The 12,432-nt window shown below is 59.8% G+C and carries 10 protein-coding genes; 3 read left to right on the top strand and 7 right to left on the bottom strand.

The genetic code is table 11. From position 1 onward, the window contains the following. The 6 genes from WBP53_RS01080 to dksA form a co-directional block, all read right to left on the bottom strand. Positions 1 to 491 (bottom strand): TlpA family protein disulfide reductase (locus tag WBP53_RS01080; protein ID WP_423925068.1); only part of this gene is annotated, 491 nt, incomplete at its 3' end. Between the two features lie 100 nt (positions 492 to 591). Further along, positions 592 to 3,279: a PQQ-binding-like beta-propeller repeat protein gene (locus WBP53_RS01085; RefSeq protein ID WP_423925070.1), complete on the bottom strand. Its 2,688-nt coding sequence runs from the start codon at positions 3,277 to 3,279 to the stop codon at positions 592 to 594. Positions 3,280 to 3,837: 558 nt separating this feature from the next. Further along, positions 3,838 to 5,508, bottom strand: a complete 1,671-nt coding sequence (locus tag WBP53_RS01090) for a hypothetical protein (RefSeq protein ID WP_423925072.1) — start codon at positions 5,506 to 5,508, stop codon at positions 3,838 to 3,840. Between the two features lie 17 nt (positions 5,509 to 5,525). After that, a complete protein-coding gene (locus WBP53_RS01095; RefSeq protein WP_423925074.1) occupies positions 5,526 to 6,461 on the bottom strand; it encodes an isopenicillin N synthase family dioxygenase in 936 nt (311 codons plus the stop codon). A gap of 117 nt (positions 6,462 to 6,578) precedes the next feature. Then, positions 6,579 to 7,928: a phosphoglucosamine mutase gene (gene glmM, locus WBP53_RS01100; RefSeq protein WP_423925076.1), complete on the bottom strand. Its 1,350-nt coding sequence runs from the start codon at positions 7,926 to 7,928 to the stop codon at positions 6,579 to 6,581. Between the two features lie 211 nt (positions 7,929 to 8,139). Next, positions 8,140 to 9,135 carry an RNA polymerase-binding protein DksA gene (gene dksA / locus WBP53_RS01105; protein ID WP_423925078.1) on the bottom strand — a complete coding sequence of 332 codons (996 nt, stop codon included), beginning with the start codon at positions 9,133 to 9,135 and terminating at the stop codon, positions 8,140 to 8,142. 102 nt (positions 9,136 to 9,237) lie between these two features. On the opposite strand from dksA, the gene yidD reads away from it, so the two are divergent. Genes yidD through WBP53_RS01120 form a run of 3 tightly spaced genes read left to right on the top strand, consistent with a single transcriptional unit; the run spans position 9,238 to position 11,685 of the window. Beyond that, on the top strand, positions 9,238 to 9,534 hold the full coding sequence (gene yidD, locus WBP53_RS01110) for a membrane protein insertion efficiency factor YidD (protein WP_423925080.1): 297 nt from the start codon (positions 9,238 to 9,240) through the stop codon (positions 9,532 to 9,534). Next, positions 9,527 to 10,861, top strand: a complete 1,335-nt coding sequence (locus tag WBP53_RS01115) for a dihydroorotase (protein WP_423925082.1) — start codon at positions 9,527 to 9,529, stop codon at positions 10,859 to 10,861. Before yidD ends, WBP53_RS01115 begins: the two co-directional genes overlap by 8 nt. Further along, positions 10,858 to 11,685, top strand: a complete 828-nt coding sequence (locus tag WBP53_RS01120) for a M23 family metallopeptidase (RefSeq protein WP_423925084.1) — start codon at positions 10,858 to 10,860, stop codon at positions 11,683 to 11,685. The genes WBP53_RS01115 and WBP53_RS01120 overlap by 4 nt, the downstream gene beginning before the upstream one ends. Before the next feature lie 24 nt (positions 11,686 to 11,709). On the opposite strand, the gene WBP53_RS01125 is transcribed toward WBP53_RS01120, so the two are convergent. Next, positions 11,710 to 12,432, bottom strand: a 723-nt coding sequence (locus tag WBP53_RS01125) for an acyltransferase family protein (protein WP_423925086.1), incomplete at its 5' end; no start/stop codon positions are given.

Here is a 12,432-nt window from a genome sequence, read left to right on the forward strand (position 1 = left end):
AGCAGCTCATTGATCTCGTCGACAATCTGCGGAAGCATCTTCTCCGAATAGCCGACATGGGTGAACGCCACCTTGCCCTGCTTGTCGATCATCAGCATGTGCGGCAATCCGCTCACGCCGTATTGGCGGGCAACCGCCAACTCATCGCGGTCCTCCGTCATGATCAGCTCGAAGTCCTTCATCCTCCGGCGCATCTCGCGGTACTTGCTGTAGTCCTTGTCAGTATTGATCGCAACCACTGCGATCTGCTCCGCGCCGAGCGTGCGCTGGACGTTTTCGAGTACCGGCAATTCCTTCAGGCAATAGCCGCACCAGCTCGCCCAGAACGTCACCACGACGACCTTGCCTCGATAGTCGCTGACCTTGATCTCGCGCTTGTCCTTGTCCAGGCCCAGGGAATCGGGCGGCGCATCGCCGCTTTCAAGCTTGGCTTGTGCGTTGGTCGAAAAGGCGGCCGCACACGCAAGGAAAGCGGCGAATATCAGGCGCATCGGAGAACACTCCATTGAAGCTCCAATTCAGACAGGGTCACGCTGGATTCCGCGTTGGCCCCGGCGATCAGCATTGCTCAACATTATCCTCGATCCGGGGTCAGCGGGAAGCAGATATGTCAAACCCGTCATCGAAGAGGCTTTGCTCGACTCTGACCACAGCAACATTGTCCGCGCTGTCGGATTCCAGCAATGCCGTCGGACCCTGAACCACTGCAATCATCGCGGGGGCCGGGTCATCGCCATCAAGCACCTGCACTTCACCCTGAATGCTGACCATGCCGTTGGGAGAAATTGGAAATGTTGCCCGGATGTCACCGTTGCTGTTGTTGAACTCGCAGCTTCCGGGTTCTTCTGCCTGGCAGCTCAAGCCGGAAATCTCACCGCTCCACGGAAGGCTGAGGGCCACTTGAACACTATCAGCCAGGGCCTCGCCGCTGTAGTCCACATTCACACTGAATGGAACAACATGGCCGGATGCCACGGGGCCGTCAGGCAAGATCGCCGCAATCGAAAGATTTCCATGCGCCGTGACGGTTGTATCGATCAGCGCAAGGCCTCTGGTAGCTGGCATCGGGGTCTGCCTCGTGTAATTGAGGGCAAGCAGGCGATCCGCGACCGGCGCACCAAAATACTGGTAGGACACCTGCGAATCTGTCAGAGGGTTGTAGCTGGTAATCCCGAGGGCCTGCCGCCCCTGAAACGATCCCGTGTCCAAATCGAATTTCGTCAGGAAATAGAGATTGAATGGGCTCTCCAACTCTCGTTCGCGAAATTCCATCCAGATTTCCTGCCCGGTGTCGGTGTCAACGCCAACAATCTGAGACGAGAATGTCGATCCCTCATCGGGGAACCAGACCTCACTTGAACCCGTTCCGTCAGCATGCATCAAGGCAACCATCGGCGTGACCTGGGCCGAATTCACTCGCTTGTAGCCCGTTTGCAAAAGATACCCGCCGGCAAGTAGAAGGGTCGTGCCAAAATCCGTGCAATAGTCGGGCGCACAGGTACGGATTGGTGCCACCCCTGACCACAGCAATGATCCGGTTGCGGCGTCGAACTTGCCCCATCGGTCAAATCCTGTGGCGATGGGATTTCCGTCAGCGGCAACCTGAAGCGAAGAAATCCGTCCGATTGCCGTTGTGTCGGCAGTCCATTCAACCGAACCGTCGGCACCATCCAGTCGCACCAGAGTATTCCCGCGCCCCACCGCGATCACGTCACCAGAGGTTTCGACGAATATCGGAATAAACAGAATCGGATCTATGCCCCCTTGCCACGCATAGTCCTGCACATACTGCCAATTGATTGAACCATCGCCGCCATCTAGTTTGTACAAGGCTGTCCTGCCGCAGTAATCCGGCGGAAGGCATTCAACCCGGGTTGCCAACGAAAGCAGCACATCGGATTCACTATCGATGAGCGGAGCCGATGTCCGACTGTCGAACCAACCGTCACCGGGTGGCCGCAGGCCGGTTTGCCATAGTCGATCGCCGTCATCGAGTTGCCAGGCCAAAACTGCAACATCTGACCTCGGAAGGCCACCCTCGCCAATACTTGCAGCGATCATTTCGTTGTCAACAGCGATCTGGAAGTTTGGCCCATAGCTGCTATTGACCAGACTCGAATCGAACGGCAGCTCGAGGCGACTCCAAAGATCAGCACCACTGGCTGCATCGATGCTGCGCAACCTATAGCGTGCGAATGCTGCATCGGGTTCCACGCCAAGCGTGGTCACCTGTCCTGCGGCGAAATGACTGGCCGGGAATGTGCCTTGCACAATTGCGGGCAAGGGCAAGTCGGCAACTAGATGCCCACTCAGAAAGTCGATTTTCCGAACAACCGGCGGCGGCTGCGCCATCAGCGCGTCCGCGCGGCCAATGGCGAGAAATTGGCCATCCATGAGTCCTCCGAACGCGAGCCACTCGGCGATCACGTGACCGAACGAATCACTGGATGGCAATGGCGTTGTCCATGCTATGGTGCCATTGACAGCATCGAGTTTGACCAGGCCTGATGAAGTGTTGACCAAAACGGCATTGCCTATGGCTTCGGCGACGCCACTAACAGCGATTGGCTGCGTCCACTGCACAATGCCGTCATCAGTCGCGATCCCGGAAACAGCATCAGCAGCGACAGCAACAAGCATGGCCGGGCTGCCCGGAACGAAAAGAGTCTGGGTTGGCAGTACTGTGGATTGCCAGATCTGGAGGCCACTTGTCACGTCTACCGCGATCAGGCGAGTCGGCGTAGCCAGGTACGCTCGGCCAGAATCAATGCCGAACAAACGGGCGCCTTCGCCATCAACTTCGTGCAGCCACAGCTGTTGTCCATCGGCACCAATTTTCAGGAGACGAGATCCGCCTGTGTCGGAAAGCGAATCGTTGAGTTGAGTGGCAAACAGGTTGCCGTGTTCGTCTGCGAGCAGAGCAGTCATCTTGCAGCGTGGCGTTGCGCCGGCTGGACGAATCTGCCAATGCACGTGTCCGCTATCCCCATCCAGCGCGGTCAATTGCTTGCAACTGCCAACGGCTACATCAGTCCCTGGAAGACCCGCAATCCACTGCGCGGGAATTCCGAGTGTCCAACTGACATCACCGGCAGGATCGATTCGAACCAGCGCATTGCTGAAGTAGCTGGCCACAAGGGCACCTTCATCGTTTGCCGGGTACGCCAGTGGCATTTCACCGGTTGCATCGAGCCCGAGGTTGGCAACCCAACGGTATTGGCCGTTCGTATCGACGCGGAACACATCGCTACTGCAGCAGGAAAAGGACAACGTTGACATGAGCAGATCGCCGTTTTCATCGAACCGAATTGAAAACGGGGCTGACTCAGGCCGTGGCGAATAAAAAGGCAATGGGGCCAAAGTCGGTGGCGCCAAGACTGTCCAGTCCTGCCGCCAGACCGGTGCCTGCCCTAATGCAGTCGAAGTCAGCCAAACGAAGCACATCGAAAAGAAACCCGCGCATTTACCCGAAAAAAGCATGATCCCCTCCATATCCCTGGCTTGCGGCAGCGGCAGAAAGCATCCGCGCTGAATGTCATGGCTATAGACGTTTCCGGAATGGAATTCGTCGCAGACCGGCAGTACTTGCTTTAGATTCATATTGCATCCAGAGCAACGCCCAGCAAGTGGCACAATCGTCACGACACCTGCCTCCGTGCAGACCGCGGCGTGCTGGCGCAGATGGAATGGCCGCCCTTCAAGGCAGCGCAACAAGGAGCTGCGCGCAGACGGGCGTCGCCTGACCGATTGTTTTTCAATTGAAACAGGTGGCAATGACGATTGTGCCACTTGATCAGCGTTGCCCTAGCAACTACGCGGGATGTGAGGACTCAAGGCTCACGGGCACTGGCTGGCCGGGCGGAAGCAGGCAAATTCCACTTTGCGCTGACCGGATCGCACGGCATCGCCGATGTCGACGAATGCGTTGTCTTTCCACTCCAGGAAGAAACTGCCAGGCCCGAGATCGGGCCTGGCATCGGGCGGCAGGTTGACGAAGACCAGGGCGCCTCGGCCGAGCAGGATTGGCAGTATCGCATCTTCCCCAAGCCGCGCTGGTGTGAATGGGGGCTGTTTTGAACGAGCGACTTCGGATGCGTTGACCAGGTAGTACCACGGTGCATTCTCGGTCTGCACGTAGCAGTTCGCCACGCGCGAAAGATCCGCACTCAGCGCCTTGACCGCCGGATCAGCATAAAATCCGAACTGGAGATTCTGCGTTCCGAGCAAATGGATCTGACAGTTGGCAACCGGGAGATCCAGTTTCGCAATCGCGTCGACTGCCGCGTTCGCCATCTCGTTCTGGGCAATGGTCTGGCCTCGATAGCTGCGCACGATATGTTGTGACACGGAGAACAGCGGGATGCAGACCAGCAACGCGACCAGCGCCGGCAGCCAGGCTGATCGACGCCTGCTGCCGGCCAATGCGGGACGGACGAGCAATACGGCGAGAACGATGGCGAAGCCAACCGCAGCCATGAAGTAGTAGCGCGCAGCGAGGACGTCCATGAAGGCATCTGCGCCGAAATTCAGGTTCATCAGTACCAGGCCGGTGCGCGGCCACTGCACGATGGCAGCAACCGCGATCACCGACAGGCCTGCAAGCAGGGCCGCGACGCGATGCGTACTCCAGCACGAACGCAGTGACTGCACGATCAGCCCAAGAACGCCGACCACGCCGAGCAGGAACATCACGCCCGTGGTCCAACCCAATCGGGGGACCAGGCTTGCGTAGCTCGCCAACTTGATAGTCCAGGCCGTCATTCCATCCTTGAACAACGCAGCGGCCGACTTGTAGTTGAAAAGAATCTCGGCACCCCTGGAATCGAGCACCACCTCGCGCACCAGCAGCCACAGGACGATCAGCGCGACCAGCCAGAGGCACGCCCACTGATCGCGCCTGAACCAGGCGATTGGCGAGGAAACCGGCCACCACCAGAAGATGAAAGCCGCGGAAATCAGGGCCACTGCATTCTCCTTGGCGCACAAAGCAATCGCGAACAGGGAGAGGCTGGCTACAAGTGACGATCGATTGCGGGTCAGGCGAAATTGCCAGGCCTGACCAAGCGCCAGCAGGCCGAAGATTGCCGCCAGCAGTTCGAATCGGTTGGAAAGCCACGCGGCGGTGCCAATTGCAACCGGATGCACGGCAAATCCGAGGGCAATGACGAACGCGAGCATTTCCGATCCGCTGATGCGTGTCAGCAGACGCCACAGGGCAATGACCGATGCCGCGAGCAAGCCGGCATTGAGCAGATAGTGCGGCAACGGATTGGCGCCAAACAGGTGCTGACTGAACCACCAGAACGTCAGGCCGAGCGGCCGGTAGTGCAAGCCTCCCTCGACGTGTTCGTGCCAGAACGGCAGCAGCGGATTGTCGAAGAATCTCGGCAAGGCGAGCAGCGAATAGTCATCGAATATGAAGGCACCACCCAGCGCGCTGCGCATTGCCAGAAGGCCAGCGATCGCCAGCACAGCTCCGAGGAACAGACGCATGCGCGACGAGATCATTCCCGGCTCGGGCAGCATCAGATCAGCTTGATTTCGCGCAGACGCTGAAGCAGATATTCATGTGAAGTGATCGAAGTCGGATAGCGGCTCGGATTTTCTTCACTGACACAGGATGGCAGCACGTCAAGCACGACATCGGGATTCGGATGCAGGAAAAACGGCACCGAGTATCGTGGCTTGCGAGCGCCATCACCCGGGGGATTGACTACACGATGCGTGGTCGATGGGTAGACATGGTTGGTCAGGCGTTGAAGCATGTCACCGATATTGACGACGATTGCATCGCCCTCGGTGGTGATCGGCAACCAATTGCCTTCGCGCGTCAATACTTCGAGACCGGCTGCGCTTGCGCCAACCAGCAGGGTGATGAAGTTGATGTCTTCATGGGCCCCCGCGCGAACGTTCGGGATGTCAGTCGCAGTGATCGGCGGATAGTGGATCGGGCGCAGGATCGAGTTGCCGAAGTTGGTCTTGTCCTCGAAGAAGTTCTCGGGCAGGTCGATGTGCAGTGCGAGCGCACGCAGGACCCGCGTTCCCAGATCATCAAGGGCCGCGTACAGGCCATAGCCATGCTCGCGAAACCCATCGACCTCGACTGGCCAGACATTCGCAGGCATCACTTCGGCATATCTCGAATCGCGCGGTATCTCCCGTCCTATGTGCCAGAACTCCTTCAGATCGGGATATTTCGAATCCTTCGCCGTTTCGATACCGAAGGGCGTATAGCCACGCGCACCGCCCGTTCCGGGCTGGTGATATTTCTGCTTGACTGGTTCGGGCAAGGCGAAGAAATCGCGAAACACTTCATAGGCGGCGTCGATGTCGGAAGCGGGTATACCGTGCCCACTGATGCAGCAGAATCCGAATTCCCGATAGGCCGCGCCGAGCTCGTCGACAAAGGCAGCCTGATCGGTCTCGTAGCGACGAATATCGAGTGTAGGTACGTGCTTCATGGTCAGGTCCAGGTTCGACCAGCACTCGTTCTGCAAAAAACGGGGCTCGTCGAGTTCAGTCGGGTCCGGGCAAGTGCGCACTCATCCGGCAGGAAAACCGGATTCTTTCACATGCACTCAGGAAACGCGCCCCTGGGCAGCTCGGACGGCATCGGCGAGCTCGCCAACCAGTTCGGTGACCATGTCCTGCTCGCGCGCCTCGACGGTGACGCGGATCAGTGGCTCCGTTCCGGAGGGACGCAATACGACCCGGCCCTGGCCAGCAAGTCGCGACTGTACATGCGCGAGCACCTGCTGCACTTCGGCATCTTCGACGATCCTGGCTGCGCCGGTTGCCTGGATGTTGATGGTGGTCTGCGGCACCTTGCGCATGCCGGTTGCGCACTCGGCCAGGCTGCGCCCACCGCGGGCCAATGCCTCGAGTACCTGCAGGGCACTGACGATGGCGTCTCCGGTGGAAACACGATCCAGGCAAAGAATGTGACCCGAGGTTTCTCCGCCAAGCACACCGTCGTGCTCACGAAGAGCCTGCATCACGTAGCGATCGCCGACCTTGGTACGCATGAATGGCACGCCCAATGCCGCCATCGCCTGCTCGAGTCCGAAATTGCTCATCAGGGTACCGACCAGCGGCCCGCGCAATCGGCCTTGTGCGTGCCAGTCCAGCGCGAGGATGTAGAGCAGCTCGTCGCCATCAATGATCTGCCCACTGGAATCCACCATTTGCAGGCGGTCGCCATCGCCATCGAATGCAATGCCCAGATCGGCGCCGGTTTCGATGACCGTACGACTCAAGGTCGCGGGGCTGGTCGATCCGCAATCACGATTGATGTTGAGTCCATCGGGACGATTGCCGATGGCGGTGACCTTTGCGCCGAGTTCGCTGAACATGTTCGGCGCAATCTGGTAGGTCGCGCCGTGTGCGCAATCGACTACGACATGCACGCCATGAAGATTGAATGAGCGGGAGACCGTGGACTTGCAGAATTCGAGGTAGCGCGCTGATGCGTCCTCGATGCGCATGGCCTTGCCGATTGCCTCGGATTCGACGGTCGAGAATGGTGCGTCGAGCTCGGCCTCGATGGCCAGCTCAACGGCATCATCAAGCTTCTCGCCGATAGCTGAGAAGAACTTGATGCCGTTGTCCTGATGGGGATTGTGCGAAGCACTGATGACGATGCCGGCATCGGCCCGCATCGACCGGGTCAGGTAGGCAACACCAGGCGTGGGCATCGGTCCCAGCAGACGCACTTCAGCTCCGGCAGCCAGCAAGCCGGCTTCAAGTGCTGACTCGAACATGTAGCCGGAGATGCGAGTGTCCTTGCCGATCAGCACGATGGGCTGGCTTTCCTCCCGAGCCAGCACCACGCCCATGGCCCGGCCCAGCTTGAGCATGAACTCCGCCGTGATCGGCCATTTCCCGACATGACCGCGAATACCGTCGGTACCGAAGTAGCGCTTATGCACGGGAACCGGGAATCGGGAATCGGGAGTGGGAAAGCAGGTCGAACGGCGCGGTACACCGTTCGACTGTTGAGCGCAGGAAGGACCAGCCCTCAGGCTGCTGAAGAGCAGGGAAATGAATTCGCGCGAGAACCAGCAGAATCATCGCAAGCCCACTATTGCTCGAAAACCAGCTTTTCCGATTCCCAATTCCCTACTCCCCACTCCGGGCTTTTCAGTCGCCCATCTGCTTCTGACGGTGCTCCCAGCGCTCCTGGGCATCCAGGCAAAGCGTGGCGATGGGGCGGGCGTCGAGTCGCTCAAGGCCGATGTCTTCATCGGTTTCCTCGCAGAAACCGTAGCGGCCTTCCTCGATGCGCTTGAGCGCCTTGTCGATCTTGGAGATCAACTTGCGGTAGCGGTCACGTGTGCGCAATTCCAGCGAATTCTCGGTTTCGCGGGTTGCGCGCTCGGCCTCGTCGCCGACATCGCGCACTTCATCGCGCAGGTTTTCGATGGTCTGCTTGGATTCTTCCACGAGATCTTCACGCCAGCTTTGCAGCTTGCGGCGGAAATACTCGAGGTGGCGAGGATTCATGTATTCCTCTTTCCCGGATGGACGGTACCCGTCCGGCAGGTCGATCACGGCATTGGTTGGCAGCGAGTAGCGGCCATCCATCATGGTGACGCCTTTTTCCTTGGTTGAGGGCACGGCTCGCGCCTTGGGTCCCGATGGAGCCTTGGATTTTTCTGGTGTTGCGGTCGTTGTTTCAATCACGGATGAATTTGGTTTCTTCGTAGAATGGGGAGCAGGCTTGCTCGCCTTGCCGGTCTTGGCCGGGGCAAGCTTTTTCGCTGGCATGGATGGTTTCGTCGCTGGTTTCTTGGCCGCCACCACTTTCTTGCCTGTCGGTTTCGAAGGCTTGGCTGCCTTTGCTGGCGGTTGGGTCACTCTTGCGGGCGCCTTGGACTTCGTCACGACTGCCGGCTTCTTGCTGGCTTTCGCAACCTTCTTGCTGGCTACGGCGCCCTTCGCTACCGCCTTGGGCTTGGCGGCGGCCTTGGGTTTGGACTTGGCCACAGCCACGGGTTTCGCCTTGACGGCGGCCTTGGGCTTGGCTTTGGCAGCCTTTGCAGCGGGCGTCACTTTGGCTTTTGCGGCGGGTTTTGCCCGCACGGCAGCCTTGGCAGACTTGGTGCCAGCTTTGGTTTTCTGATTGGGTTTCGCCATTTCCGTCCTTACCTTGTGACTCGGCGGCGGCGTGTTATAGCCTAAGTGCCCGCCCCCGGCAACCGCTGTCTGCAAGTGACATGCAGCTGCTGCGGCTCGTTCATGAGCGCGCTCAACCCTATCATCATTGTGTCCCGGCTTATTCTCCTACTGTTGGCATTCTACAAGCGCTTCGTGAGTCCGCTGCTGGGCTCACGCTGCCGATTTCATCCCAGTTGCTCCGAGTATTCACGTGTCGCTGTGGCGCGATTCGGTAGTCTCAAAGGCAGTTGGCTGACCATGAATCGCCTGTTGCGCTGCCAGCCCCTGTGCGCCGGCGGCAATGATCCTGTCCCCATGGATTTCAGCTGGCGTCCCTTTCTTCGCGTGAAACAGGAACCTGGACACGACCATGAATGACTGGCTGATTACCAACGCACTTCTCGTCAATGAGGGCCGTCGAATCAATGGCGACCTGCGTATTCGCGATGGACGCATCGAGCGCATCGACTCGCAAATCGCCGCCCAGGCCAACGAGCGCGTGTTCGACGCGGCGGGGCGATGGTTGCTGCCTGGCATGATCGATGACCAAGTCCACTTCCGCGAGCCGGGGCTCGAACAAAAGGCCTGTATCGAGACAGAATCGCGAGCCTGCGTAGCCGGCGGGATCACCAGCTTCATGGAAATGCCCAACACCAAGCCACCGGCCGTAAATCGCGAAGCGCTGGAAGCCAAATACGAGCGCGGCCGGGCGTCTTCGCGAGCCAACTACGCGTTCTACATGGGCGCGACCAACGACAATCTCGAAGACATCCGCAAGCTGGATCCAAAAGCGGCTCCGGGAATCAAGGTATTCATGGGTGCATCAACCGGCAACATGCTGGTGGACAATCCGCAGACCCTGGATGCGATTTTCCGCGACGCGCCAACTCCGATCATCACCCACTGCGAAGACACACCGATGATCACGGCCAACGAAGAGCGCGCACGCGCGCGCTGGGGCGATGACATCCCTGCCGCACAGCACCCGCTGATCCGATCGCGGGAGGCTTGCATCAAGTCCACCGAACTGGCCATCAGCCTTGCCCGCAAGCACGGAACTCGTCTGCACGTGCTGCACATCTCGACCGCCGACGAACTGGCGCTGTTCACTCCAGGACCCATCGAGGGCAAGCGCATCACGGCCGAAACCTGCGTGCATTTCCTGCATTTCAGCGATGTCGACTACGCGCGCCTGGGCCATCGCATCAAGTGCAATCCCGCGATCAAGACAGCCGAAGATCGCGCCGCCATCACGCGCGCCCTGGCCGAGTACCGGATCGATGTTCTGGCCACCGATCACGCCCCCCACCTTGCCGAGGAGAAGGCACAGCCGTACACGCGGGCACCATCCGGCTTGCCGCTCGTACAGTTCGCGGTTCAGGCTGCACTGGAACGGGTGTTTGCCGGCGAACTGACCCTCGAACGCGTCGTCGAAGCCATCAGCCATGCCCCGGCCAAGCTGTTCAATGTGCGCAACCGAGGCTTCCTGCGCGAGGGATATCAGGCTGACCTGGTCATCGTCGACCCGGAACGCCCGCACACGGTTACGCAAGCTGAAGTCCTTTCCCGTTGCGCCTGGTCGCCGTTCGAGGGTGAGACTTTCAAGTCCAGTATCGCAGCCACTTTCATCAATGGCGTGCTGGCCTGGAACAACGGCGAGCTTGACGACAGCGTACGCGGCGAACGCCTCGAGTTTGATCGGTGATAGCACGTTTGCTTGCTGCGGCATTCGCGATTGCCTTTTTGCCAGGCGCCGCGTCGGCGGATTCAACGGATCCGCGCGTGGTGTTTCCATCCAGCGCGGCCCAGGGGGCGATGGTGATCGGCAAGGTGCCATCGGGAAGCTCGGTGCGCTTCGCCAATCGGGACCTGCGGGTCACCCCGTACGGAACGATCGTATTCGGTATAGGCCGGGACGAAACCGGCCCGCTGGAAGTGGACGTGCGGCGTCCCGATGGCAGCAAGGTCATCGCCGAGATCATCGTGGAAGCACATGACTGGCCTACCGAGCGCGTCAATGGCGTACCGCCGAAAACCGTCAAGCCGCCACCCGCGATCGCCGCACGCATCCAGCGGGAGCAGGCTCTGGTGGCAGAAGCACGCAGCCGCGACGACGAACGCACCGACTTCACGGAAGCATTCATTCGACCCGTCGAAGGCCGCATCAGTGGGCGTTTCGGCAACCAGCGGGTCTACAACGGAACGCCGGGATCTGCACATTCCGGCATGGATATCGCTGCGCCAAGTGGCACGCCGGTCAAGGCGCCAGCCAGCGGCATCGTTACCTTCGCCAACAATGATCTTTACCTGACTGGCGGCACCTTGCTGATCGACCACGGACACGGCATCAGCAGCAACTTCCTGCATCTCTCACGTATCGATGTCGCCGTGGGCGACCGCATCGAGCAGGGACAGGTCATCGCGGCGGTGGGTGCCAGCGGTCGCGCCACCGGCCCACACCTGCATTGGGGCATGAGCTGGTTCGCCGTTCGTATTGATCCGCAGCAAGTGCTGGACGCCGCGCACTAGCCGCTTGCATTCGTCGGCAATGGACTATTGCACGTGAGCGGGCTTGCGACGCAGGAACGGCTGCTCGACGAACCGGTGTGAGATCTGCGCAACGAGAACGCTGAGCGGAAACACCGATACGAGCAAGGCCCAGAACTTTTCGGCCGGAGACCAGGTTTCCGGCAGGTGCGGAAGCAGGACCAGTAGAATCGGCATGTGCCACAGGTAAACGCCGAAGCTGATGTCGCCTAGATAGCGCATCGGCCGGTTTGCAAAAAGCCGCATCGTCACCGGCGCACCCCAGGCGCACGCCAGCAGGATCGGCACGAGACAAATCGAGAACAGCGCGTGCCATACATACAGCAGTGGATGGCCGCCCCAGTATTCCCCGGCCACACTGATCAAGGCGGCACAGGTAGCAACAGCTCCGACCAGGCCTGCGCCGAACCACAAGGTGGGCCAGCGCGGCCGCCAACCCCGCAATCTCGCCGCGATGAAAGCGGCTCCCGCGAGCATGCCGATTACGAACTGGTCGATGCGACCGGGCATTCGCTCAAGCGCAATCACCTGGGTGGACACCGGATCATCCATGAAAGCCAGATGCATGAAATAGCGATAGCCGATGCTTATCGCAAGCGCGCCGACCAGCAACCAGTACCAGCGACGCCGGTCGATCAGGGGCGCAATCAAGGGGAGCACGAGGTAGAACGCGAACTCGATCGGCAACGTGAACCAGACTCCGACCATGGGCGCCACCCAATTCCAGCC

This window comes from Dokdonella sp. (assembly GCF_049593775.1).
Taxonomy (GTDB): Bacteria; Pseudomonadota; Gammaproteobacteria; order Xanthomonadales; family Rhodanobacteraceae; genus Dokdonella.

Excerpts from the sequence above, each read along its gene's own strand:
- WBP53_RS01085 (WP_423925070.1), bottom strand. The coding sequence starts at position 3,279 with ATGTCAACGTTGTCCTTTTCCTGCTGCAGTAGCGATGTGTTCCGCGTC.
- WBP53_RS01090 (WP_423925072.1), bottom strand. The coding sequence starts at position 5,508 with ATGATCTCGTCGCGCATGCGTCTGTTCCTCGGAGCTGTGCTGGCGATC.
- WBP53_RS01095 (WP_423925074.1), bottom strand. The coding sequence starts at position 6,461 with ATGAAGCACGTACCTACACTCGATATTCGTCGCTACGAGACCGATCAG.
- dksA (WP_423925078.1), bottom strand. The coding sequence starts at position 9,135 with ATGGCGAAACCCAATCAGAAAACCAAAGCTGGCACCAAGTCTGCCAAG.
- yidD (WP_423925080.1), top strand. The coding sequence starts at position 9,238 with ATGAGCGCGCTCAACCCTATCATCATTGTGTCCCGGCTTATTCTCCTA.
- WBP53_RS01115 (WP_423925082.1), top strand. The coding sequence starts at position 9,527 with ATGAATGACTGGCTGATTACCAACGCACTTCTCGTCAATGAGGGCCGT.